We start from the raw sequence: 23816 nt of genomic DNA on the forward strand, positions 1-23816 counted from the left end.
CCTAAAATATGTCGTTGCGAGTCAGGTCTATAGATATTTCTCACACCCCGCTTTGACGCGGATCAAATCACCGCTGCGCAGTCGCCCATGCCGGATGAATCCACGGGCGGTCATTAGCCTTTGGCAACGCCTCTTTGCCCAGCAGATGATCCGACATTTTCTCACCCACCATAATCGACGGCGCGTTGAGGTTGCCGTTGGTGATCTGCGGGAAGATCGAGCTGTCGGCGACCCGCAGCCCGTCGACACCGATAACTCGACCCTCAGGATCAACAACCGCGTTCTTGTCGTCGGCCCGGCCCATCCGGCAGGTACCGCAGGGGTGATAGGCGCTTTCGGCATGTTCAGCGATGAAGCCATTTAGCTCTTCATCGCTCTGCACGTCGGCGCCCGGCTGGATTTCCTTGCCTGCAAAGGGTTTGAACGCGTCCTGCCCAAAAATCTCGCGGGTCAGGCGGATACATTTGCGGAAGTCTTCCCAGTCCTTTTCATGGCTCATGTAGTTGAACCGGATCACCGGGGCGTCTTCGGGTCGGTCTGAACGCAACGTGACCGCCCCGCGCGATGGCGAGCGCATCGGTCCCACATGCGCCTGGAAGCCGTGCCCTTCCGCCGCGGCCTGCCCATCGTAACGCACAGCGATGGGCAGGAAGTGGTACTGGATGTCCGGATACTCGACCCCCGGGTTCGAACGGATAAAGGCCGCGCTTTCGAACTGGTTCGACGCGCCAAGACCGGTTTTCGTGAACAGCCACTGCGCCCCGATCAGGCCTTTGCTGACAAGGTTCCAGTGCTTATACAGCGTAATCGGCTGCAACGAGGCCTGCTGGATGTACAGTTCCAGATGGTCTTGCAGGTTTGCGCCAACCCCAGGACGATCTGCAACAACCTCGATCCCGTGCTCGGCCAGATGGGCCGCCGGACCGACCCCCGACAGCATCAACAACTTGGGCGAATTGATCGAGGACGCAGCCAAAACTACTTCGCGCCGGGCCCGGATGATTTCTTTTTTGCCGCCACGGATCAGTTCTACGCCGGTCGCACGGCCGTTTTCCATGACCACGCGCGACGCCAATCCGCGCACGATTTCGCAGTTTTCACGCTTGAGCGCAGGTTTCAGATAGGCATTTGCCGCCGACCAGCGCCGTCCTTTCCAGACGGTCTGCTCCATTGGGCCAAAGCCTTCCTGCTTTTCGCCATTATAGTCGCCGGTGACCTCGTACCCCGCCTGCTGACCGGCATCGACAAAGGCCTGGAACAGAGGGTTCTCACGCGGGCCGCGCGACACGTGCAGGGGGCCATCTTTGCCCCGCCATTCAGGATCGCCACCATGGCCGCCATCGTGCCATGTTTCCATACGCTTATAGTACGGAAGCACATCCGCATAAGACCAGCCATCCGCGCCCATGTCGGACCATGTGTCGAAGTCGCGCGCGTGGCCGCGCACATAGACCATCCCGTTGATCGAGGACGATCCGCCGATCACCTTGCCGCGGGGGCAGGCCAAACGGCGATTCTTCAGGTACGGCTCGGGCTCGGACTGATAACCCCAGTCATAGCGCGCCATGTTCATCGGATAGCTCAGCGCCGCTGGCATCTGGATGAACGGTCCGGCATCGGTGCCGCCATGTTCGATCACCAGAACCGAGGCCCCTGCCTCGCTCAGGCGATAAGCCATCGCGCAGCCCGCGGACCCTGCGCCAACGATGACGAAATCTGCTTCCATTATTCAGGTCTCCATAACCTGCCGAACTGCGTTTGGAACCGTTCGGCAGGAGTATTTTCAAAAAGGTGAAGAGGTTACTCGCCGCGCGGGAAACGCTGGCTTTCCTCAACGGTGTTCAGATCCATGTGGTTGCGCATGTAGCGTTCGGACGCTTTCTGCAGGGGCTGGTAGTCCCACGGGTAGTAACCACCCTGCCGCAACGCCTCATAGACGACCCAACGGCGGGCCTGGCTGGCGCGCACTTCGGCGTCGAACTGGTCCAGATCCCAGCGGGCCTCGGATTTCGCGCGCAGGGATTCCAGTGTTCCGGCATGGGCGGGGTCTTCGGCAAGGTTGGCCTGCTCGTGCGGGTCAGCCTCCACGTCGAACAACTGATCCGGGTCCAGTGCGCAACGGTTGTACTTCCACTTGCCATAGCGCAGCGAGACCAGCGGGGCATAGGATGCCTCGGCCGCGTATTCGATCGCCACCGGCGCGGTCCGCTCACCGCCTTGCGCCAATGGCACGAGGTCTTCGCCATCGGTCCATGGTGCGATCTCGGCCATGTCCACGCCCGCCAGCGTGCCCAACGTGGGTGTCACGTCGATGGTCGAAACCGGTGTATCAATCCGCCCTGCAGGCAGGTCCGGTGCCGAGATCATCAGCGGCACGCGCGACGAGCCTTCGAAGAAGGTCATCTTGAACCACAGGCCGCGCTCGCCCAGCATATCGCCGTGATCCGAGACGAAGAGGATGATCGCCTCTTGCCGCGTGGTTTCCAGAACCTCGAGAATCTCACCGATCTTGTCGTCCAGATACGAGATATTGGCGAAATACGCGCGACGGGATTTGCGGATGTCTTCCTCGGTGATGTCAAAGCTGCGCCAGTCATTGGCGTCGAAGATACGCTTGGAATGCGGGTCCTGATTGTCGTAGCCCAGATCCGGAACCTCGGGCAGCAGGTGTTCGCAATCCTCGTAGAGGTCCCAGTATTTCCGGCGCGCCACATACGGGTCGTGCGGATGGGTAAAGCTGACGGTCACACACCACGGACGGTCATCATTGCCACGCGCCAGATCATAGAGCTTGGCCTTGGCGTTGTAGGCGACCTCGTCGTCGTATTCCATCTGGTTCGAGATTTCGGCCACACCTGCGCCCGTCACCGAACCCATGTTGTGATACCACCAATCGATCCGCTCACCAGGCTTGCGATAGTCCGGCGTCCAGCCAAAATCGGCGGGATAGATGTCGGTGGTCAGACGGTCTTCGAACCCGTGCAGCTGATCGGGGCCAACAAAGTGCATCTTGCCCGACAGGCAGGTGTAATAGCCCGCGCGGCGCAAGTGGTGCGCATAAGTTGGGATGTCGCTGTTGAACTCGGCCGCGTTGTCATAAACGCCCGTGCGTGAGGGCAACTGGCCGGACATGAAGCTGGCCCGCCCCGGCGCGCACAATGGCGAGGCGGTGTAGGCATTGGCAAACCGCGTCGACCGTTCCGCCAGCTTCTTCAGGTTCGGAGCATGAAGCCAGTCTGCGGGACCGTCGGGAAAGAGGGTCCCGTTGAGCTGATCCACCATCAGGATCAGAATGTTTGGTTTTGTCATTTTTCAGCCTCGAGCAGAGTATTGAGAACACGCATCGCGTGGTTCACGGCCAGTTGGGGTTCTTCCGGAGCGCTGAGGGCAGCGCGAATATACAGCCCGTCGATCAGGGCAATCATGTTCTCGGCCGCTTCGACCGGATCGCTCATCAACGGGCGCAGGGCGTCGATCAGGTTGGATCGGATACGCGACTGATAAATCTGCCAAAGCCGCAGGGCTTCGTCGTTTGTCTGGGCCAGAACGTAAAACGTCATCCATGCCGCGATGACATCAGGCGTAAAGCACGACGGCGCAAAGCAGGCACGGATGATAGCCTGCGCCCTCTCCTTCGGAGGCGCGGTTTTCAGTTCCCCACGCGCCTCGGCACCAAAATCGGACAGGATGCGTCGCATTGCGGCCAGAAAAATCTGATCTTTGCCGCCAAAATAGTGATGCGCCAGGGCACTGGACATTCCGGCCCGCTTGGCGATCTGGCTGACAGTCACGTCGAGGGACTTTTTCGACCCAAGCTCGGCTATCGTCGCGCGTACGATCGCGTCGCGACGGATTGGCTCCATTCCGAGTTTCGGCATAGCTGTCCTCTCCCAACGTTAGGTGGGAAAAACGCTACGGGGTTTTTATTGACTCGTCAATTAATAACCTTTTTCACGCGCTGAATGCCGCTAAATCTTGGGCGCAATACTGGGTGTGGTCAGGTTACTGCGGTTCAATATCGCCTCACGCCAGGCGATGAAGCTGACAGCCGACAGGATCAGCGAGCCGCCCGCGACAACCCAAACATCGACGCTCTCGTGAAAAACTAAGGCACCTACCAGTGTGGCCCAGATCAGCTGCAAAAAGGTCACCGGCTGCGTAACCGCCACAGGTGCGGCTTTCAGCGCAATCGTCATGAAGTAGTGACCGGCGGTGGCAAAGCTGGCGACCAGAAACAGAACGCCCAGATCGCGCAGGCTGGGCGGGGTCCAGACGGCCACCGCAAATGGGATCAGGGCAATCGTCACCCAGATCGACATATGCGCCACGACCACCGACGGCGGCAGGTCCCGCACAAGCGCTTTTGCAATCAGGTAAGACGCACCAAGCGCCAGAGACGTGCCCAGCATCGTCAGGTGGCCTGCTGAAACCTCGCGGAACCCGGGCCGGAGAATGATGATGACGCCGATCACCGCCACACAGATCGCGGCAATCCGGCGAAAGGCCAGTTTCTCACCCAGAAACAGCGCCGCACCCAAGGTGACATACACGGGCGTCATGTAATTCATCGCCGTGACCTCGGCCAAGGGAATCTGCGTCATTGAGAAAAACCACAGCATCACCGCCACGGCGTGCACGATCCCGCGCGCCCCAAAAAGGGTCAGGTGTCGGCGCGTCAGGTGCGTCGTCAGGACCAGTTTCAGGGCGGGCAACAGAAAGACCAGCCCAAAGACGAACCGAATAAACGCCGCCTGAATCGGGTCCATCGTCGAGCCTAGCGACTTGACCAGCGCGGTCATGACCACAAAGGACACCCCGGCGGCGAACATCCAGAACATGCCCACCAGCGGGCGATATGTTGGCGCAAGAGTTGTCATTTTAACGGTAGAGCACCGAAACCCCTGCAGGGGCAACCCTTCACATCGCCACAAGTTTGTAAGCGATCCCCAGCATTACCACGCCGATCGCCACATCCAGAACCTGCCATGCCCGCGGTCTGGCAAAGACAGGAGACAGAACGCCAGCCCCGTAACCCAGTGAAAAGAAGAACACGAAACTGGATAGCATCGCGCCCAGCGCAAAGGCCAATCGGTCATCATATTGGGCCGAGATCGACCCGATCAGCACCACCGTATCCAGATAGACATGCGGGTTCAGCCAGGTGAAAGCCAGTACGGTCAACAGAACCGACCTCAGGCTGGCGCGCTGCCCCTCAGCCACGTCCATCACCGCACCGCCGCGCCACGCCGATTGCAAGCTGCGCAAGCCATACCATGTCAGAAAGATCGCGCCGCCATAGCGCATCACCGTTTCGAACCAAGGTGCTGCCAAGGCCAGCGCGCCGAACCCCGCAACTCCGGCGGCGATCAGTATGGCATCGGACACAGCACAGGTCAGGCACAAAGGCAGCACATGCTCGCGTCGTAGCCCCTGACGCAGCACAAAAGCGTTCTGTGCTCCGATAGCAAGAATAAGGCTGAAGCCCAAAACGAAGCCTGCGATCAAGGATGTAGACATGTGACCTCCTTTGGTTACGAGGCATTGACTACGGGTATTGCGGCCCTCTATCAAATTAAAGATGTTGACCTCAGTTAAGTTTAGCTAATGCTGCTTGATCCCAATCACCTGTCGGCGCTGTCTTCGATCTTGCGACACGGCAGCTTTGAGGCCGCCGCTACCGAGCTGGCCGTCACACCCTCAGCCATATCGCAGCGGATCAAGGCGCTGGAGGATCGCGTCGGCGCGGCCCTGATCCATCGCGGTACGCCATGCACGGGTACTCCGGCCGGGTTGAGAATTGCGCAACATGCCGAGGATATTGGATTGCTCGAGGCCAAACTGGCCCGGGAACTAACTCTGGATCAGGCGAGCGGCCCCGCGCGTGTCCGCGTGGCCGTTCCCGCCGACGTGTTAGCGACGTGGTTCATCGACGCCATGGCACAGGTCGATGGTCTGCTGTTCGATCTGGTGGTCGATGATCAGGACCACTCGGCGGAATGGTTGCGGCGCGGAGAGGTCAGCGCCGCCATCACGGTGGGCAGCCAACTGGTGGCGGGCTGCGATGCTTTGGATTTGGGGGCGCTGCGTTATATCGCGACCGCAAGCCCGAGCTATGTGCGCCAGTGGTTTGCCGATGGTGTGACTGCGCGCACGCTGGCCCGGGCACCCTGCCTGACCTTCAACCGCAAGGATGGTCTGCAAAAGTCGTGGATTACCAATCAGACCGGTCAGAGGATTGCGCCGCCCTCGCATTTCCTGCCCTCACCGCAGGGTTTCGTGGACGCGGCAATGGCGGGGATGGGTTGGGGTATGAACCCGATCGGGCTGGCACAGCAGGCATTGGATGACGGGCGATTGGTTCCGTTGCTGCCTGAAGCGCCCTTGGACGTACCGCTGACATGGCAAGTGGGCCGCGTATTGTCCTCTGCGCTGGCACCACTGACCGCTTCGGTCAAACAAGTTGCGGCACAGGCGTTGCTAACCACTCGGCGCTGATGGGCCGTGTCACGCCACCTCGGACTTCTTTGTGTTCGGCAAAACCACCCGATAGCAGGTGATGGCGGCAAACAGGCTGACGAGAACGATGAAGAATACTGCCCAGGCGACTTCGTGCATATGAGCAACGGCAGCAAGCGCGGCCGACAGGATGACCGCTGTGATCCTACATATGCTTTTGATCGCGGCCGCCCCTTTGACGCGCTGGTCCTTGGGGGCCACGTCCAAAAAGTATAGCTTTCTCGCCCCGCTGATGCCCGTCACGGCCACCGTCACGATAAACAAGGCTACCGCGTGAAGATGCACAGCGTGATCGACCCCCAGAAAGTGCACTGCCAGCAACACGCCCCCGGTGAAAGCCACCATCAGGTTGCCCACCACCATTACAGCGCGGTGCGATTTCATGTTCACCAATTGCCACAAAGGGGCTGAGACCAGATACCCCGACGCCGATGAGATGATCATCGCGGTCAAACCCTTGGCTGATGCGTGATGCGCCTCTGCCGCGATCAGGGCAAAGAATGGCACTGACAAGGACACCACGACCAAGGGTATGCGCATGACCATGTAGTGGCGAAACCAGGCCTGATCGAACATGGCGATGATGTCGGTGAAGTTTTCCGAGAATTTCCGTTTCCGCGCAGGCGGCGCGTCACCCTTGGTTTCTGTCTTCTTGGCAACCTCGGACATGGCCAAAATGGACAGGCCCGAGAGCACGAAGAACGCGACCGAAACGGCAATCACCGCCGAATGGCGCGAAAAAGGTGGGTTTTCCTTGGTTATCTCATGCACCAGCAGAGCCAGCCCGATGGCGCCCAATCCGCCGATGCCAAGTTGCAGGTAATGCAAAACCATTCGCGATTTGGAATGCACGTGATCGCCAATGAGGTCGGTATACATCAGCGACTGAATCTCTTCTATCAGACCAATCAGAAAAAACGCCGCAACGAAGGCCACGCCAATGGCTGGAACCACTCCGGTCCAAGCCACCACCACCGCCATAACAAGACAGGCCCCGATCGCAATTTCGGTCAGGGCAATCCCGCGTTTCTTTTGTGGCCGCGCCGCAATCGGCTGCGCCAGAAACACGTCCGAGATCATGCTGCCCGCCATCCGGATCGACACCAGAGCCCCGGCAATGAACATCGGCAACTCCAGCGACACGGCCAGAAACGGCAGCACTACGGACGGGCTACCCAGCGTCCACGCGACCTGTGACAGGATGCTCTGCCCGGCCAGAACCGGGATGTTCCGTTTAGGTGTGGTTGCCGGGCTGTCCGTCATTCTCTCATTGATTTCAAATGCCCTACGGACACAATGCTTAGCGTCCAGCCTATAAGGTTCCGGCGAACAGAAAAAGAAAAACCCGACCAAAGGCCGGGTTTCCAAATACTGCTGTTTGACGCGGATCAGAGCTGCGCCATGACCTCATCCGTGGCCTCGAAATTGGTGGTGACGCGCTGCACGTCATCGTCGTCTTCCAGCGCGTCGACCAACTTCATCAGCTTTTGCATGTCGTCCAGACCCAGCTCGGTCGTTGTGGTCGGCTTCCAGACCAGCTTGGTCGACTCGGTCTCGCCCAGCGCCGCCTCCAGCGCGTTCGACACATCGTTCAGATCGGTATCGGCGCACCAGATGATGTGCCCTTCGTCCGAGCTTTCGACGTCTTCAGCGCCTGCTTCGATGGCCGCTTCGAACACGGTGTCGGCATCGCCCACGGAGGCTGAGTAAACAACCTCACCCTTGCGTTCGAACATGAACCCGACCGATCCGGTCTCGCCCAGGTTGCCGCCGTTCTTTGAGAAGGTCGAACGCACGGTCGAGGCCGTCCGGTTGCGGTTGTCGGTCATCGTTTCGACGATCACAGCGACACCGTTGGGGCCATAGCCCTCGTACCGGATTTCTTCGTATTCGTCGCCTTCGCCTGCAACCGATTTCTTGATCGCCCGGTCGATGACGTCCTTGGGGACCGAGTTCGACTTGGCCTCTTTAACGGCCAGACGCAGGCGCGGGTTCTTGTCTGGATCGGGGTCGCCCATCTTGGCGGCTACGGTGATCTCTTTCGACAGCTTGGAAAACAGCTTGGACCGCGCGGCGTCCTGACGTCCCTTGCGGTGCTGGATGTTGGCCCATTTGGAATGGCCTGCCATGGTGCGTCCTCGTGATAGTGATTGCGTGTTCGGCGCTCATATAGACGTTTGCGGGGCATGGGATCAAGAGAGCGGCTTGTTCAATACCGTCTTGCGGTTATGGTGACGGCATGACGACAGATCAGATTATTCTTTTTGCCCTTTTCGCAACTGTATTCGGAATGCTTCTGTGGGGGCGTTTCCGCTATGATCTTGTGGCGTTTTCCGCGTTGTTGATCGGAGTCGTGCTGGGTGTTGTGCCCGTAGACGACGCCTTTGCCGGGTTTGGCCATCCCGCGACCATCATCGTCGCGCTTGTTCTCGTCGTGTCGGCCGGCTTAGTCCGATCCGGCGCTGTGTTTCTGATCACCCGCACCTTGGTTGATGCCTCGCGGGGCCTTGGCGCACATATCGCACTGATGGGTGGAATCGGCGCGGTTCTGTCAGCCTTCATGAACAACGTCGCCGCTCTGGCTTTGCTGATGCCCGTCGATATCCAAACAGCACGCAAGGCTGGGCGGTCGGTCGGCCTGACGCTGATGCCGCTGAGCTTTGCTACCATTCTGGGCGGCATGGCGACGCTGATCGGGACGCCTCCGAACATTATCATCGCCTCAATCCGGCAGGAGACGCTGGGCGAGCCGTTCAAGATGTTCGACTTCGCCCCTGTCGGCGGGGTGGCGGCCATTGCCGGGCTGGCCTTTGTCTCTCTGATCGGATGGCGGCTTATTCCAAACCGTGGACCGCAGGAGGAATCTTCCGAGGCACTGGCCGAATACATCGCAGAACTGACCGTCCCGCCCGAATCCGCGCATATCGGCAAGCGGGTTAGCGAGCTTTATGAAGCCGCCGAGAAATCCGACGTCGCCATTATCGGCCTGATCCGCGACGGCAAGCGGCGCTATGGCCGCTCGGCCCATACCACGCTGAAACAGGGTGATGCGCTGGTGCTTGAGGCCCGTCCAGAGGCGCTGGATGAGTTCCGTGCGGCGCTGAACCTCGATTTCTCGGACACCCGGAGGCAGGAGTTGCTGACCGCCGAGGGCGATGGACTGGAAGTGATCGAAGTCGTCGCCCCCGAAAGTTCCCGCATCACCGGGCGCACCGCGCAGGGGCTTGGGCTGGCGTGGCGGCAAAGCACCGTGCTGATGGGCATCTCGCGCCAAGGCCGCCGCATCACCGAGCAAGTCCGCAAGACCAAGGTTGAGGCAGGAGACATCCTGCTGCTGCTTTGCCCACGCGATCGCAGTGCGGATGTCACCGAATGGCTGCGCTGCCTTCCGTTAGCCGAGCGTGGCCTGAACGTCACCGCCAATGATAAGGCTTGGCTGGCCATCGGCCTGTTCGCCGCCGCAGTTTTGGCCGCCAGTGTCGGGCTGATCTATCTGCCGATTGCACTGGGGCTGGTCGTGGTCGCTTATGTGCTGACCAAGATCATGCCGATTGCCGATATCTACAACCACATCGAATGGCCTGTGGTCGTGTTGCTGGGGTCAATGATCCCGCTGGGCAGCGCGTTGGAGACCTCGGGCGGGACCGAACTGATCGCCAATGCGCTGGTGCAATTGACCGACGGCCTACCCGCATGGGCCATTCTGACGGTTCTGATGATCGTCACGATGACCTTGTCGGATGTGCTGAACAACACCGCCACCGCCATCGTCGCTGCCCCCGTCGGCATCCAGATGGCCCGCACGCTTGAGGTCTCACCCGACCCGTTCCTGATGACGGTCGCCGTAGCGGCCTCGGCCGCGTTCCTCACGCCCATAGGACACAAGAACAATACGCTAGTTCTTGGCCCCGGCGGTTATCGCTTTGGTGACTACTGGCGCATGGGCCTGCCGCTGGAAATCCTCATCGTCGCGGTTTCCATTCCTGCCATTCTTGTCTTTTGGCCGCTATGACGGGTAAAGGCACCGCATGAAACGATTTCTGATCCTGCAGCTGCGCCCCGAAACCGAAGCCTCGGACGCCGAATTCGCGTCGATACTGGACAAGACCGGCCTGTCGCCGGACCAGACCCACCGCATCCGACTGGATTGCGAGGACCTGCCTGCAGGGCTGAATGTCACCGACTATGCCGGCGTGATTGTTGGCGGCGGCCCTGGCTGTGTCAGTGACGATCCGGCTACAAAGTCCCCAATGGAAGCGCGTATCGAAGCCGCCATCATGGGCCTGATGCCGCAGATTACCGCCAATGATCACCCGTTCATGGGATGCTGTTATGGTCTTGGAATTCTGGCCGCACATCTGGACGGTGAGGTCAGCAAGAACCAGTACGGAGAACCCGTCGGCCCCTCGACCTGCCAACTGACCGAGGACGGTACGAGCGATCCGCTGACCGCCGGGTTGGACCAGACCTTCGACGCATTTGTCGGCCATAAAGAGGCCGTGCAGACCCTGCCCGAAGGGTGCGTTCACCTTGTCGCCTCGGACCCCTGCCCGTTTCAGATGATCCGCTGGGGCCAGAACGTCTATGCTACGCAATTCCACCCCGAAGCCGACGCGCGCGACTTTGAAGAGCGTATCAACATCTACAAGCACCACGGCTATTTTCCGCCCGAGGACGCCCAGCGCCTGATCGATATCTGCCACGCGGCCGACGTTTCCCAACCCGGCGAAATCCTGCGCCGTTTCGCCAAGCGCTATATGTGACCCAACGGCGCGGTTGCCTGCAACTTCACCCCTCGCATAGGCTGACCCGAACGGCTTTGGGAGGAGTTGTTCTTGGATCTGCTTATCAATGTCGGCCTGCCGCTGTCGCTGGCCATAATCATGCTGTCTCTGGGTGTCGGACTGCATGTCGCTGATTTTCGGCGCGTTCTGACCCGGGGCTACCCCTTCGCCATCGGTGCGCTGAGTCAGGTGGTGCTTCTGCCCATCGCCGCCTTCATCACCGTCAAGCTGTTCGCCCTGCCGCCCGAGATCGCGGTGGGCTTCATGCTGCTCAGCTTTTGCCCCGGCGGCGTGACCAGCAATATCCTGTCGAAACTGGCCAAGGGAGATGTCGCACTCTCGGTCAGCCTGACTGCGGTGATCAGCCTGTTATCGATGGTGACCGTGCCCATTCTGGCCGCCTGGTCGATCAATCACTTCATGGGCGAGGACGCGCCCGAGGTCTCGATCACCGGACTGGCCATCGCCCTGTTTCTGATCACAACCCTGCCCGTGGCCATCGGCGTCAGCTTGCGCCATTTCGCACCCACTTTTGCAGAACGGATCGACGCGCCATTGTCCAAAGTGGCGACAGTCCTTTTTGTCCTGATCGTCCTCGCCGCACTGGCCGGAAACTGGCAGCTGTTCATTGACAACCTTGGGATCATGGGCGCTGGGCTGGTCACTTTGAACATCGCGCTGCTGGCCATCGGGCTGAGGCTGGCGCGTGCCGCGAAACTGTCGTGGAATGAGAGTAAAACCATTTCAATCGAAACCGGCATTCAGAACTCTACGCTGGGGATCACTCTGGCGGCGCTGATCACGGGGACTGAGTCTGGGTTTAGCCCGCTGGCCCTGCCCTCAGCCGTTTACGGGATCATGATGTATGTCGTGGCCCTGCCCTATATCGCCTGGCTCCGCAGCCGCTGAAAGGACAAGACATGACAAACAACACTGCTGATGCCATCGTCGTTGGGGCCGGATTGGCCGGACTGGCCGCCGCAGCCGAGCTGGGTGATCGCGGCAAGAAGGTGATCGTGCTGGATCAGGAGCCCGAGCATTTTCTGGGTGGGCAAGCGTTCTGGAGCCTCGGCGGGCTGTTCATGGTCGACACACCGGAACAGCGGCGCATGGGGATCAAAGATAGTCACGATTTAGCCTTACGCGACTGGATGGGCAGCGCGCAATTCGACCGCGATGAAGACACCTGGCCGCGCAAATGGGCCGAAGCTTACGTGGAATTCGCCGCCGGTGAGATGCGGCCTTGGCTATACGAGATGGGTCTGCGCTGGTTCCCTATCGTCGGATGGGCCGAACGTGGTGGATCCTATGCGGATGGTCACGGAAACTCAGTCCCGCGGTTTCACATCACATGGGGAACCGGGCCGGGCGTCCTGAAACACTTCATCCGTCGTGTACAGGAACACGTCAGCGCCGGTTTGATCGAGTTGAAATTCCGCCATCAGGTCAGCCACATCATCATGCAGAACGGCGGCACCAAGGGGGTTTCGGGCGAAGTTCTGGCCGATGACACTGCCGCTCACGGCGCCAAGACCAACCGCGATGAGGTTGGAGAGTTCGAGGTCTACGCGCCCTCGGTTATCGTCACCTCGGGCGGGATCGGTGGCAATCTCGAGATGGTGCGCAAGAACTGGCCCCGCAACCGGTTGGGCGAGCCGCCAAAAGACATGGTCGCAGGCGTGCCCTTTCACGTCGATGGCCGCATGATCGGCATCAGCGAAAAAGCTGGCGGCCATGTGATAAACGGCGATCGAATGTGGCATTACACCGAAGGCGTCCGCAACTGGAACCCGATCTGGCCCTCGCATGGTATCCGCATACTGCCCGGCCCAAGCTCCATGTGGTTCGACGCGCGTGGCAATCGGCTGAAACCGCCCTGTATGCCGGGGTTCGACACACTGGGCACGCTGAAAGAAATCCTGGAAACGGGGTATGAATACAGTTGGTTCGTGCTGACCCAGAAGGTGATTAAAAAGGAATTCGCCCTGTCGGGTTCCGAACAGAACCCCGACATGACCGATGGCGGCTGGCGCGAGGTGATGTTTCAACGCGTCCTGACCGGCTCAAAAGCCACCGCGCCGGTTGAGGCGTTCAAAGAACACGGAGAGGATTTCATCGTCGCCAATACGCTGACCGAACTGGTCAGCGGCATGAACCAACTGGGTGGCGGCCTGATCGACGAGGCCCATCTGCGCGCCCAGATCGAGGCGCGAGACAGTCAGGTCGACAACCCCTTTACCAAGGACGCGCAGATGGCGGCCATTCTGGCTGCGCGCAATTACCGAGGTGATAAGCTGATCCGCACCGCCAAGCCGCACAAATTCCTTGATCCGGCCAACGGCCCGCTGATCGCAGTGAAGCTGCACGTGTTGACACGCAAAACACTAGGCGGGCTGCAGACCAATCTCGACAGTCAGATGATCGGTTCTGATGGTCAGGTCGTTCCCGGCCTGTTCGCCGCCGGAGAGGTCGCGGGTTTCGGAGGCGGTGGTTACCACGGCTACAACGCACTGGAAGGCTCGTTTCTGGGCGGCTGCATCTTCTCAGGCCGCAATGCCGGGCGGTCAAGGGCCGTCGCGTGACGGCCCGAACCTATTGGGTACGCACGAATTTGATGATCGGCTCACCTGCAGCATTCAGAAAAGCCAGAGCATCCCCTTCCATCGCGTAGGTGGTTACGCCTTGCAGCGCTTTGAAAAACTGCCGTTCGACCTCTTCCAAGGCCGGAGGGCAAGCCATCAGCGTCGCAGCCATATTGTCGGGGAATGAGATGCTCGCTCCGGATATCTCGGCCTGACCGTTGAAGCGGTTGCACCCTCCACTGCCGGAAAAGGCTCCGCCCTGTGCGAAGATAATCTCAGGACGACGCTCTGCTTCAATCGGAGCGCCGTTTAAAACCGCAGCCGTCCACTGAGTGTTGTCCAGCATTGCGCCCCCTTGGACCTGAACCAGCATCAAATCGGCGGAATCCCCTGCCCCATCGGTCAAAACCGGGTAGGCCGTGTCGGTGGTAAACAGCAGATCTTGCCCATGATTGATTGAGGCACGCACCACATAACGGTGGCCGTCTTTGATCAGGGCATCATCAAAGGTTAGCTCAAACTGCGCGGGCACGCTGTCCATTGCATACCGTTTCGCGGCAAGGGGTATCGCAGGCGCATCGGCCAGCGAGACATCCTGAAGCTCGACATACAGCGTCGCGTCTGGCGGTACCGCGATGCGTTCGCGGTAGGTGGCTGTTCCCGTGACCATACCTGCATGGCCCTGGCTGACCAGAACTGTCAGCGCAATTGCACTCACGACGATGGCTTGACCGAGTTTTGGAAATGGCATGATCCAATCCTTTTACTGCCGCTTTGGTAAAAAGATCGTGGCCCACTCGGTATTTACAAGACCCTTGGGTGTGGATCGGCGATTCCGCGCCAGATTTACAGCGGCCAGATAAACGGAATCAACAAAGACGCCAGCAAGCCGACCGTCAGGTTCAGCGGCACACCAACCTTGAGGAAATCGGTGAACCTGTAACCCCCGGGGCCGTAAACCATCATGTTGGTCTGATATCCGATTGGTGTCGCGAACGAGGCCGAGGCAGCCACCATCACCGCCACCACCAGCGGGCGCGGGTCGATCCCGACCGCCTGCGCCAGACCAATGGCAATCGGTGTCACCACCACGGCCACTGCGTTGTTCGACACCAGTTCGGTCAGCACCGAGGTCAACAGATAGACGGCCCAGATGATCAGGAAGGGTGGTAGCACGCTCAGGCCCGGAGCGATCGCCTCGACGATCAGCGAAACGGCGCCGGATTTATCCAGCGCCGCGCCAATGGCCAGCATTGCAAAGATCAAAGCCAGCAAGCGGCCCTCGACAAATGAAAACGCCTCATCCGCGTCGATACAGCGGGTCACCAGCACCACTGCGACTGCCAAAACTGAAAGCAGCAGGATCGGCGCCACCCCCAGTGCGGCCAGCACGACAATCCCGATCAGCGCGCCGATGGCAATCGGTGCATGACTGCGCCGGAAGGCACGGGCAGAGGGCTGGGTGACGTCGACCATGTCCATGTCGGACGCCAGCTTTTGGATATCTGCTGGAGATCCTTCCAACAGCAACGTGTCACCGACCCGCACCACCAGATCATCCAGCTGGCGCCCGATATTCTGGTTCCGCCGGTGCACTGCCAGCACATAGACACCATACCGGCGGCGTAAACGCAGCGTGCCGAGCGTCCGGCCTACCATGCGGCAACCTGGTGTGATCAGAACCTCAACCGTTTTGGTCTCAACCGCCGAAACCTGATCGACGCGCTTGAGTTCTTTGTTGCTTTGCAGGCTCAGCAACTCGGTCATTTCTGTGCGCAGAACCACGCGGTCACCGAGTTTCAGCTCAACCCCTTTCAGATTGCGCCGCAGCGACTCGTCGCCCCGGATAACGTCAATCAGACGCACACCGGGACGTTTGAAAAGCTGCACCCCTGTCACCTCGCGCCCGATCAGGTTGCTTTCTGGGGGGATGACGGCCTCGGTGAAAAACTTCATTTTGGACCGGTCGGACAGCAGCGAGGCCATGCTGTCCCGGTCTGGCAGCAGACGCGGCGCAATGAAACGCAAGTAGACCATGCCATAGATCACCAGCACGATGCCCAGCGGCGTGACCTCGAGGATCGAGAACGCCTTCATCCCCTGAGCCCGTGCCACACCATCTACCAGCAGGTTGGTCGAGGTTCCGATCAGCGTTAGCGTTCCGCCCAGAATAGCTGCATAACTCAACGGGATCAGCAATTTTGAGGCCGAAACATTCAGCGTGCGCGCAATCTGCACAAAGACCGGGATCATCACCACCACTACCGGCGTGTTCGACACCACCGCCGAGGCCAGCACAACAAATGCCATCAACAGTCCAATGGCAAAGCGCGGGTTCACCTGCGCCTGTTTTTGCGCGGTCGAGGTAAACGCATCAAGCGCTCCGGTCCGCACAAGAGCCCCCATGATGATAAACATCGCCGCAATGGTCCAGGGCGCGGGGTTGGACAGTACGGCCAGCGCGCTTTGGTACGGCAAAATGCCGGTGACCAACATCACCGCTACTCCGCCGATGGCAACGACCTCAGTCGGGTAGGTTTCACGCAAGAACATGACGAACATGCCTGCAACAACCAATAGCGCCACAATTGCGCTGCCCATTTCTGTCAGTTGAAGGAATTGCATTCTTGGTTTTGTGTCCGAACCTTGGCTTGGCTTGCGCGCCCGCCGGTCAGTTTCCCGCATTGCGCGCGGCAGAGCAAGCCTTACTGCGGCCCAGCTTGTTGCAGACGCCCGCCTACGCGCACCATCTGCACTGATTTCGCCTGCCCGTCGCGGTCATCGGTCTCGACGAACACACCGCTCAGCGTTGCCTCACCATTGGCCGGAGTGAACCGCGCCTTGGGCATGCCGGTGATGAAACGGCGCATCGGTTCAACCTTGTCCATGCCGATCACCGAGTCATAATCCCCGCACATTCCCGCATCGGTCAGGTAGGCCGTTCCGCCCGGTAGGATCTGAGCATCCGCGGTCGGCACATGGGTATGCGTCCCTACCACAAGACTGGCGCGTTTGTCGCAATAGTGACCCATGGCCATCTTCTCGGACGTCGCCTCGCAATGCATATCTACGATGATGGCCTGCGCCTGACCACCGCGTGGGTGCGACTTCAGGATCGGTTCAATGGCCGAGAACGGATCATCAAAGGGCCGTTTCATGAACACCTGCCCGAGCACCTGCACCACCAGCACCTTGCGGCCTCCCGGTGCGGTGAACAGGCGATAGCCCCGCCCCGGTGCGCCTTTGGCGAAGTTCACCGGACGCACGATGCGCGGTTCTTTCTCGATGAATTGCAGCATGTCTTTCTGGTCGAACGCGTGATCACCCAGAGTCAGGCAGTCGGCACCGGCGTCCAGCAGCAATTTGGCGTGATCCCCGGTCAGACCCATCCCGTTCGAGGCGTTCTCACCATTGACCACAACAAAATCCAACCGCCATTCGTCACGCAGACGCGGCAGATGTTGCTGAATGGCCGTGCGTCCCGCACGGCCCATGACGTCACCCAGAAAAAGTATCCTCATCCAACCTGTCCTAAGTGTGGTAATGGCCAAGCACAAGTGGTTAAGCTGCCTGCATAAACTGCCAAAGCCCTTTAGACAGGAGAATCTTAATGACACGCACCCTTTTGGCTGCCATTGGTCTGACCACACTCGCCGCCTGTGAAGAGGCACCGACTTCAGATTCAAACACTCAACTGGCAAACCCTGCGGCCACGTTCTGTGTAGAAAGCGGTGCGAAATACGAAATCCGCGACGGCGACGAAGGGCAGACCGGTGTCTGCATTCTGCCGGACGGGCGCGAAGTTGATGCCTGGGAATACTTCCGCGAAAACAGCCCGACCTGAGACGATCAGGCCGAAAACGTCAGCACGCGGCTTTCCGTGATCACCATATCCAACGGCTGATCGGTGGGCTCCAGCGGTAGCTCCTCGGCTTTTTGCGCGTCAAAGGCAAATCCGATGGCCAGTGTCGGGCGTTTGGCGCGCAACCCTTGCAGCGTGCGGTCATAAAAGCCGCCGCCATAGCCCAACCGTCCGCCCTGCGCATCAAATGCGACCAGCGGAACAATCAGGATCTCGGGGTCGAAATAATCATCAACCTCGGGCACTTTGGCACCGAAGGGACCGTCTTTCAGTACGCCCTCTGGCGTCCAGCGGGAAAACTTCAACGGTTGTCCGGCGGCCTGAATCACCGGCACACCGACCGGGCCATAGGCAGAGGCCTCGGCCATCGCAGCCAGCGGATCAATCTCGGTGCGGATCGGCATGTAGCCTGAAATCGGCACGCCCCGGTGCCCGGCCAGAACCTCGGATAAACGCCCGGCGGCTCCGGGCAAACGGGTGTCAAACGCAGCCTTGCGGCGCGCAAAAGCCGCCTTGCGCGCGGCAGCTTTTATGTCGGTCAGATCGGTCACAGTAGCACCACGCTGGCAAGCCCCAGAAAGATAAAGAACCCCATGACATCCGTTGTGGTCGTCACAAAGGTTCCCGACGCCAGCGCAGGGTCAACACCCATGCGATCCAGCACCACCGGTACTACCGTACCTGCAAAGCCTGCGATGACCATATTCACGACCAAGGCCGATCCGATCACGACACCCAGCATCGGAGAATCAAACCACATCATCCCTACGGTGCCCAGCACGATGGCAAAACACAGCCCGTTCAGCATCCCCACCAACAACTCACGCCGGATTACGCGCATGACGTTGGCGTTGGTCAGGTCGCGCGTTGCTAGCGCCCGCACCGCAACCGTCAACGACTGCGTCCCGGCATTGCCGCCCATCGACGCCACGATCGGCATCAGAATCGCCAGCGCCACCAATTGATCAATTGCCGCCTCGAACTGTGAGATCACCAGCGAGGCACAGATCGCTGTGCAAAGGTTCACGGCCAGCCACGGCAGACGCCGCCGACTAGTCGCGGCTACACTGTCCGAAATCGAGCTTTCGTCGCTCACACCTGCAAGACGCAGAATATCTTCTTCGTGTTCTTCATCCAGAACGACCATCGCGTCGTCGATGGTGATCACACCGACCAACCGCCCATCCGCATCCACAACGGGGGCCGAGATCAGGTGGTACTGGTTGAAGGCATAGGCCACATCCTCTTCGTCCTGATCGACAGGGATGGAGTGGAATTCCTCTTCGGCGATGTCATACAACGGCACATCGCGCCGTGTGGCCATCAGTTTGCCCAGCGTAACCTGCGCTACGGGCTTCAGCCGCGGATCGACCAGCACCACATGATAGAACTGCTCGGGCAGATCGTCATTGGCGCGCATGAAGTCGATGGCTTGCCCCACCGACCAATGCTCGGGTGCCATGACCACCTCGCGCTGCATAAGACGACCGGCGGAGTTTTCCGGGTAGGACAGCGCCTGTTCAGCCGCGATCCGCTCGGAATCCTCAAGCGCGTCAAGGATCGCCTCCTGCTGCGGTTCCTCAAGGTCTTCAAGCAGGTCGACAACATCGTCACTTTCCATGTCACGCACGGCGTCGGCCAGAACGTCCGGGCGCAGCACATTGATGACCTCTTCACGCACCGCCTCATCAAGTTCCGAGAGGATGTCACCGTCAAACTCTTTGTCATACAGACGGATCAGACGCGCACGGTCATAGGGATTGATCTGTTCCAGAAGGTCAGCGATGTCGGCCGGGTGTAGCGGATCCATCAGCTCGATCAGCTTGTCGCGGTCGTCCACGTCGACTGCGTACAGAATGGCGGCTACGGTCTTGCGATCCAGCGCATAGACATCTTCGTCGCTGGTCGCATCGGTTACGGGTTCATCAAAGCCTGTCGTCATGTCTGCCCCCGTATCATTCGGTCATTGGCCCCTAATTAGAAGAAGCTGCTACCGGAAAACAATGACAATGCGGCGATTTACCGACAAGTTTCGCCCGCCTATGCTGTTTCCTAGTCCCATACAGGCGGAGATGAAGAAAAATGGCGCAAAAAACGCTGCTGAAAGGGCGTGTTCTGAGTTTCACCGGCTCCCCGTTCGAGGGTGAGCCGACCGAGGCCGTCAAAATCAGCGAAGCCGTTCTGATCGAAGACGGCCGCATTTCCGCTGTGGCGGATGCTGACAGCCTGCGCGCTGCCCATCCGGACGCCAACGTGGTGGATCACGGCCAGCACGTCATCATGGCCGGGTTTGTGGACGCCCATGTGCACTATCCGCAGACCGCCATGATCGCCAGTTGGGGCAAACGCCTGATCGACTGGCTGAACACCTACACGTTCCCCGAAGAGATGAAGTTCGGCGACCCCGCTTATGCGTCCGAGATCGCCAACCGCTATCTCGACCTGACGGCGGCGCATGGCACCACTACCATGTGCAGTTTCTGCACCATCCACCCCGAAAGCGTGGATGCCTTCTTCACAGCTGCGCGGCAGCGTAATCAGCGTGTGGTCGCTGGTAAAACTTGCATGGATCGCAACGCGCCCGAGGGGCTGCGGGACACGGCGCAGACGGCCTACGACCAGTCCGATGCGTTGCTTGCGAAATGGCACGGAATTGATCGGCTGTCTTATGCCATCACCCCACGCTTTTCCCCCACCTCCACACCCGAACAGCTTGAGGCGATGGGCGCGCTCTGGGCCGAACATCCGCATTGCCTGATGCAAACCCACCTGAGCGAGCAAACCGACGAGATCGCCTGGGTCCGCGAGCTCTTCCCGGACGCGCGCGACTATCTGGACACCTATGAGAAGTTCGGCCTGCTGGGCGCGCATGGTGTTTACGGCCACGTCATCCATCTGGAAGCCCGCGAACGCGACCGGCTGCGTGAGGTCGACGCGGCGCTGATACACTGCCCGACCTCGAACACCTTCATCGGCTCGGGGCTGTTCGACATGACCGGACTGATGACCGACGGCCACCGGGTTGGCCTTGCAACAGATACTGGCGGCGGGTCCAGCTTTTCGATGCTGCGCACGATGGCCGCGGCCTATGAGATCGGGCAGCTGAGGGGTGCACCTTTACACGCCGCTCAACTGCTGTGGCTGGGCACCGTCGGATCGGCGCGCACATTGCGGTTGGACGACTGCATCGGCAACGTCGCACCGGGGATGGAGGCCGATCTGGTCGTCCTCGACCTCGCCTCAACCCCGGCCATCGCCCAGCGCGAGGCCTGCGCCGACGATCTGTGGGAGGCCATCTTCCCTACCATCATGATGGGCGACGACCGGGCGATTTCCGAGGTCTGGATCGGCGGTGAACGCGTCACCCACTAGGGTTGCAGAGCGCGGGCCAGCTGGTTCTGCCGCTCGATCACACGGGGCATGTCCAACGTGGTGACATGCCCATCGCGCACGATCTGGCGGCCTTCGACAAACAGATGTTTCACATTCATCGGCCCCGCCAGCAGCAACGCCGCCGGGTCCCAACTGCCTGCGCTTTCGATGCCGCGCGTGTCCCAGATGGCAATGTCGGCGCGCTTGCCGGGTTCCAGCCGCCCGCAGTCGGGGCGGTTCAGAACATCGGCACCACCGCGCGTTGCGATCTCAAGCACTTCGCGGGAGGACATGGCATCCGCACCCTTCGCAACCCGTTGCAGCAACATGGCCTGACGCGCCTCAAGGATCAGGTTGCCGATATCATTGCTGGCTGACCCATCCACTCCCAATCCAACAGGAACGCCCTGGTCGCGCATGGCACGCACCGGCGCGATGCCTGACCCCAGACGGCAATTGGAGCAGGGACAATGGGCAACGCCCGTCCCGGTTCTGGCAAACAAGTCAATCTCGGCCCCATCCAGCTTGACGCAATGGGCGTGCCAGACGTCCGGGCCGGTCCAGCCCAGATCCTCGGCATATTGCCCCGGGCGGCAGCCAAACTGAGCCTGCGAATAGGCGATATCCTCGTCATTCTCCGCCAGATGAGTGTGCAGCATCACGCCCTTGTCCCGCGCCAGGATCGCAGCATCGCGCATCAGATCACGGCTGACGGAAAACGGCGAACACGGCGCCAACCCAACGCGGACCATCGCCCCCTCGGACGGATCGTGGAACGCATCGACCACACGGATCATGTCGTCGAGGATGGTTTGCTCCTGCTCTACTAACGCGTCCGGCGGCAACCCTCCGTCACTTTCCCCAATGCTCATCGCGCCGCGTGTGGGGTGGAAACGCATGCCAATCTCTGCGGCAGCGGCAATCGTATCGTCTAGCCGTGCACCGTTCGGATACAGATACAGGTGGTCAGCGCTGAGCGTGCATCCCGACAGTGCCAGTTCGGCCAGACCGATCTGGGCCGAGACGAACATCTCTTCCGGCCCAAAGCGGGACCAGATGGGATAGAGCGTCTTCAGCCAGCCAAATAGCAGCGCATCCTGCCCGCCGGGCACTGCCCGTGTCAGGGTTTGGTAAAGGTGGTGATGGGTGTTCACCAAGCCCGGCGTCACAACACACCCGGCGGCATCGTGGATTTCTCCGGCTGTCTTCAAACCGTGGCCGACCTGTTCGATCTTTCCCCCACGGATCAGGATATCCGCGCCATAGAGTTCCCGGCGCGAATCGTCCATTGTCAGGATGGTGTCTGCATTCTTGATCAGGATTTCGGTCATTCCGCCCTCCTTGCTTTACACCCGTTTCGTGCAAGAAGAGCGTCGGCTGGCGGAAAACGGGTACAAGAACCAGCCGGGCAAACCCTACCCGACCAGTTCAAACCCGGCAATAACTTTCAATGCTTGCGCAAAAGCGCCAGCGCCACCGCGTGCAGTTCTGCATTCGCGGCCGCCAGCACGCGCCCGCCCTCATGCACCGGGCCACCCTGCCAGTCAGTGACAATCCCGCCGGCGGCTTCGATCACCGCAATCGGCGCCTGAATGTCATAGGCGTTCAGCCCAGCCTCGATCACCAGATCGACCTGCCCCGCAGCCAGCAGAGCATAGGCATAACAATCCATGCCATAACGTGTCAGACGCACCTGCTGCGCCACGGCCTCGAACCCGGCGCGTTCCTCGGGGGAGCCGACCTCGGGGAAGGTGGTGAATAGAATCGCCTGATCCAGGCTGGAAGTCGGACGGGTCTTCAATGGTGCCGTGCCGGTGGGGCCCGTCACCTGAGCAATATCAACCGCTCCCACAAAACGCTCTCCAATATAAGGCTGGTCGATGATGCCCATGATCGGGCCGTCTTGCGTACTCAGCGCGATCAGCACGCCCCAGGTGGGTGTGCCGCTGATGAAACCGCGAGTGCCGTCGATCGGGTCCAGCACCCACGTCCGACCACTGCTGCCCTGAACCTGGCCGAACTCTTCACCAAAGATACCGTCATCGGGCCGGTGTTTGGCCAGAACCGCGCGCATGGCCTGTTCGGCGCTCCGGTCGGCAACCGTCACCGGATCAAAGCCTTCGGCCAGTTTGTTATCGGTCTCAAGATTGGTTTGTCTGAAAAACGGAAGAATGGCCGCGCGCGCCGCGTCGGCCATTTCTTCGGCAACATCCAGATCGCTTAAAAAGGTCTCTTGCATGCGCTACCCGTGCGGCCCACGCGTACCAGAGTCAACCCTGTTCGCTCAGGCGACGTCGCTGAGGACGCGTGCAAGCTCAAACAGACGGCGGCGTTGGTTTTCAGGGATTGCATAGTAGGAGCGCACCAGATCCAGAGCTTCCTTGTCACCCATTAAATCTGCTGGAACGGACTTCTTGCCGCTCGTTCCCTTTTCAGTCTCTTCCAAACCTTCGAAGAAAAAGCTGACAGGTACATCCAATGCCTCGGCGATGTCCCACAGGCGAGAAGCGCTGATACGGTTGGCACCAGTTTCATACTTTTGGATTTGTTGAAACTTAATACCAACTTGCTGCGCCAACTGCTGTTGGGTCATGCCAATCAGCCAGCGGCGATGCCGGACGCGCTTACCCACATGGACATCGACGTGATGGGTCATTGGTATTCTCCTTTTTTACACACAACCAATTCGGGTGCGCGACA

General features: G+C 60.0%; 22 protein-coding genes. 7 read left to right on the forward strand and 15 right to left on the reverse strand.

Annotation, left to right across the window (positions count from 1 at the left end; all coding sequences use genetic code 11):
- Positions 1-67: 67 nt before the first annotated feature.
- From betA to GOW98_RS10460, 5 genes are all read right to left on the reverse strand, one after another.
- Complete coding sequence (betA, locus tag GOW98_RS10440) at positions 68-1726, reverse strand: choline dehydrogenase (protein ID WP_170331688.1); 1659 nt, start codon at positions 1724-1726, stop codon at positions 68-70.
- A 74-nt stretch (positions 1727-1800) separates the two neighbouring features.
- On the reverse strand, positions 1801-3309 hold the full coding sequence (betC, locus tag GOW98_RS10445; protein WP_170331690.1) for a choline-sulfatase: 1509 nt from the start codon (positions 3307-3309) through the stop codon (positions 1801-1803).
- Positions 3306-3878 carry a choline-binding transcriptional repressor BetI gene (gene betI, locus GOW98_RS10450; protein WP_170331692.1) on the reverse strand — a complete coding sequence of 191 codons (573 nt, stop codon included), beginning with the start codon at positions 3876-3878 and terminating at the stop codon, positions 3306-3308. Before betI ends, betC begins: the two co-directional genes overlap by 4 nt.
- A gap of 90 nt (positions 3879-3968) precedes the next feature.
- A complete protein-coding gene (locus tag GOW98_RS10455) occupies positions 3969-4877 on the reverse strand; it encodes a DMT family transporter (protein ID WP_170331694.1) in 909 nt (302 codons plus the stop codon).
- Positions 4878-4917: 40 nt separating this feature from the next.
- Positions 4918-5517: a LysE/ArgO family amino acid transporter gene (locus tag GOW98_RS10460; RefSeq protein ID WP_170331696.1), complete on the reverse strand. Its 600-nt coding sequence runs from the start codon at positions 5515-5517 to the stop codon at positions 4918-4920.
- 87 nt (positions 5518-5604) lie between these two features.
- On the opposite strand from GOW98_RS10460, the gene GOW98_RS10465 reads away from it, so the two are divergent.
- Positions 5605-6495: a LysR family transcriptional regulator ArgP gene (locus GOW98_RS10465; protein WP_170331698.1), complete on the forward strand. Its 891-nt coding sequence runs from the start codon at positions 5605-5607 to the stop codon at positions 6493-6495.
- Between the two features lie 9 nt (positions 6496-6504).
- On the opposite strand, the gene GOW98_RS10470 is transcribed toward GOW98_RS10465, so the two are convergent.
- Together GOW98_RS10470 and GOW98_RS10475 are read right to left on the reverse strand one after the other, a co-directional pair.
- Entirely contained in the window at positions 6505-7779 is a 1275-nt protein-coding gene (locus GOW98_RS10470; RefSeq protein WP_170331700.1) for a permease, read from the reverse strand.
- Positions 7780-7904: 125 nt separating this feature from the next.
- Positions 7905-8645, reverse strand: coding sequence for a YebC/PmpR family DNA-binding transcriptional regulator (locus GOW98_RS10475; protein WP_170331702.1), 741 nt, complete (start codon positions 8643-8645; stop codon positions 7905-7907).
- Between the two features lie 110 nt (positions 8646-8755).
- On the opposite strand from GOW98_RS10475, the gene GOW98_RS10480 reads away from it, so the two are divergent.
- From GOW98_RS10480 to GOW98_RS10495, 4 genes are all read left to right on the forward strand, one after another.
- Positions 8756-10528, forward strand: a complete 1773-nt coding sequence (locus GOW98_RS10480) for an SLC13 family permease (protein ID WP_170331704.1) — start codon at positions 8756-8758, stop codon at positions 10526-10528.
- 16 nt (positions 10529-10544) lie between these two features.
- Positions 10545-11279 carry a glutamine amidotransferase gene (locus tag GOW98_RS10485; RefSeq protein ID WP_170331706.1) on the forward strand — a complete coding sequence of 245 codons (735 nt, stop codon included), beginning with the start codon at positions 10545-10547 and terminating at the stop codon, positions 11277-11279.
- 72 nt (positions 11280-11351) lie between these two features.
- Positions 11352-12209 (forward strand): bile acid:sodium symporter family protein, encoded by an 858-nt coding sequence (locus GOW98_RS10490; RefSeq protein WP_170331708.1) that lies wholly within the window; start codon positions 11352-11354, stop codon positions 12207-12209.
- A gap of 11 nt (positions 12210-12220) precedes the next feature.
- Entirely contained in the window at positions 12221-13882 is a 1662-nt protein-coding gene (locus GOW98_RS10495) for an FAD-binding dehydrogenase (RefSeq protein WP_170331710.1), read from the forward strand.
- A 10-nt stretch (positions 13883-13892) separates the two neighbouring features.
- On the opposite strand, the gene GOW98_RS10500 is transcribed toward GOW98_RS10495, so the two are convergent.
- From GOW98_RS10500 to GOW98_RS10510, 3 genes are all read right to left on the reverse strand, one after another.
- Positions 13893-14633, reverse strand: a complete 741-nt coding sequence (locus GOW98_RS10500) for a YbaY family lipoprotein (RefSeq protein WP_170331712.1) — start codon at positions 14631-14633, stop codon at positions 13893-13895.
- A gap of 95 nt (positions 14634-14728) precedes the next feature.
- Positions 14729-16507, reverse strand: coding sequence for an SLC13 family permease (locus tag GOW98_RS10505; RefSeq protein ID WP_170331714.1), 1779 nt, complete (start codon positions 16505-16507; stop codon positions 14729-14731).
- Between the two features lie 80 nt (positions 16508-16587).
- The gene (locus GOW98_RS10510; protein ID WP_170331716.1) at positions 16588-17403 is read right to left on the reverse strand and encodes a TIGR00282 family metallophosphoesterase; all 816 of its coding nucleotides are present in this window, start codon (positions 17401-17403) and stop codon (positions 16588-16590) included.
- 89 nt (positions 17404-17492) lie between these two features.
- Between GOW98_RS10510 and GOW98_RS10515 the strand changes: the two genes are divergently transcribed.
- On the forward strand, positions 17493-17726 hold the full coding sequence (locus GOW98_RS10515) for a putative hemolysin (protein WP_170331718.1): 234 nt from the start codon (positions 17493-17495) through the stop codon (positions 17724-17726).
- Between the two features lie 5 nt (positions 17727-17731).
- On the opposite strand, the gene GOW98_RS10520 is transcribed toward GOW98_RS10515, so the two are convergent.
- Together GOW98_RS10520 and mgtE are read right to left on the reverse strand one after the other, a co-directional pair.
- Positions 17732-18295 carry a 5-formyltetrahydrofolate cyclo-ligase gene (locus GOW98_RS10520; RefSeq protein ID WP_170331720.1) on the reverse strand — a complete coding sequence of 188 codons (564 nt, stop codon included), beginning with the start codon at positions 18293-18295 and terminating at the stop codon, positions 17732-17734.
- Positions 18292-19686 (reverse strand): magnesium transporter, encoded by a 1395-nt coding sequence (gene mgtE / locus GOW98_RS10525; protein ID WP_170331722.1) that lies wholly within the window; start codon positions 19684-19686, stop codon positions 18292-18294. Before mgtE ends, GOW98_RS10520 begins: the two co-directional genes overlap by 4 nt.
- Positions 19687-19826: 140 nt before the next feature.
- On the opposite strand from mgtE, the gene guaD reads away from it, so the two are divergent.
- A complete protein-coding gene (gene guaD, locus GOW98_RS10530; protein WP_170331724.1) occupies positions 19827-21116 on the forward strand; it encodes a guanine deaminase in 1290 nt (429 codons plus the stop codon).
- On the opposite strand, the gene GOW98_RS10535 is transcribed toward guaD, so the two are convergent.
- From GOW98_RS10535 to GOW98_RS10545, 3 genes are all read right to left on the reverse strand, one after another.
- Entirely contained in the window at positions 21113-22447 is a 1335-nt protein-coding gene (locus GOW98_RS10535) for an 8-oxoguanine deaminase (protein WP_170331726.1), read from the reverse strand. The genes guaD and GOW98_RS10535 overlap by 4 nt on opposite strands.
- Before the next feature lie 116 nt (positions 22448-22563).
- On the reverse strand, positions 22564-23355 hold the full coding sequence (gene hisN / locus GOW98_RS10540; RefSeq protein WP_170331728.1) for a histidinol-phosphatase: 792 nt from the start codon (positions 23353-23355) through the stop codon (positions 22564-22566).
- Between the two features lie 45 nt (positions 23356-23400).
- On the reverse strand, positions 23401-23772 hold the full coding sequence (locus GOW98_RS10545) for a helix-turn-helix domain-containing protein (protein WP_170331730.1): 372 nt from the start codon (positions 23770-23772) through the stop codon (positions 23401-23403).
- Positions 23773-23816: the final 44 nt, after the last annotated feature.

This window comes from Ruegeria arenilitoris (assembly GCF_013032445.1).
GTDB classification, from domain to species: Bacteria; Pseudomonadota; Alphaproteobacteria; order Rhodobacterales; family Rhodobacteraceae; genus Ruegeria; species Ruegeria arenilitoris_F.

Coding starts and splice junctions, on each gene's coding strand:
- GOW98_RS10495 (WP_170331710.1), top strand. CDS start 12,221: ATGACAAACAACACTGCTGATGCCATCGTCGTTGGGGCCGGATTGGCC.
- GOW98_RS10535 (WP_170331726.1), bottom strand. CDS start 22,447: ATGACCGAAATCCTGATCAAGAATGCAGACACCATCCTGACAATGGAC.
- GOW98_RS10485 (WP_170331706.1), top strand. CDS start 10,545: ATGAAACGATTTCTGATCCTGCAGCTGCGCCCCGAAACCGAAGCCTCG.
- GOW98_RS10510 (WP_170331716.1), bottom strand. CDS start 17,403: ATGAGGATACTTTTTCTGGGTGACGTCATGGGCCGTGCGGGACGCACG.
- GOW98_RS10475 (WP_170331702.1), bottom strand. CDS start 8,645: ATGGCAGGCCATTCCAAATGGGCCAACATCCAGCACCGCAAGGGACGT.
- GOW98_RS10470 (WP_170331700.1), bottom strand. CDS start 7,779: ATGACGGACAGCCCGGCAACCACACCTAAACGGAACATCCCGGTTCTG.
- GOW98_RS10500 (WP_170331712.1), bottom strand. CDS start 14,633: ATGCCATTTCCAAAACTCGGTCAAGCCATCGTCGTGAGTGCAATTGCG.
- GOW98_RS10505 (WP_170331714.1), bottom strand. CDS start 16,507: ATGCAATTCCTTCAACTGACAGAAATGGGCAGCGCAATTGTGGCGCTA.
- GOW98_RS10465 (WP_170331698.1), top strand. CDS start 5,605: ATGCTGCTTGATCCCAATCACCTGTCGGCGCTGTCTTCGATCTTGCGA.
- GOW98_RS10460 (WP_170331696.1), bottom strand. CDS start 5,517: ATGTCTACATCCTTGATCGCAGGCTTCGTTTTGGGCTTCAGCCTTATT.
- hisN (WP_170331728.1), bottom strand. CDS start 23,355: ATGCAAGAGACCTTTTTAAGCGATCTGGATGTTGCCGAAGAAATGGCC.
- betA (WP_170331688.1), bottom strand. CDS start 1,726: ATGGAAGCAGATTTCGTCATCGTTGGCGCAGGGTCCGCGGGCTGCGCG.
- GOW98_RS10455 (WP_170331694.1), bottom strand. CDS start 4,877: ATGACAACTCTTGCGCCAACATATCGCCCGCTGGTGGGCATGTTCTGG.
- GOW98_RS10545 (WP_170331730.1), bottom strand. CDS start 23,772: ATGACCCATCACGTCGATGTCCATGTGGGTAAGCGCGTCCGGCATCGC.
- mgtE (WP_170331722.1), bottom strand. CDS start 19,686: ATGACGACAGGCTTTGATGAACCCGTAACCGATGCGACCAGCGACGAA.
- betC (WP_170331690.1), bottom strand. CDS start 3,309: ATGACAAAACCAAACATTCTGATCCTGATGGTGGATCAGCTCAACGGG.
- GOW98_RS10515 (WP_170331718.1), top strand. CDS start 17,493: ATGACACGCACCCTTTTGGCTGCCATTGGTCTGACCACACTCGCCGCC.
- betI (WP_170331692.1), bottom strand. CDS start 3,878: ATGCCGAAACTCGGAATGGAGCCAATCCGTCGCGACGCGATCGTACGC.
- GOW98_RS10480 (WP_170331704.1), top strand. CDS start 8,756: ATGACGACAGATCAGATTATTCTTTTTGCCCTTTTCGCAACTGTATTC.
- guaD (WP_170331724.1), top strand. CDS start 19,827: ATGGCGCAAAAAACGCTGCTGAAAGGGCGTGTTCTGAGTTTCACCGGC.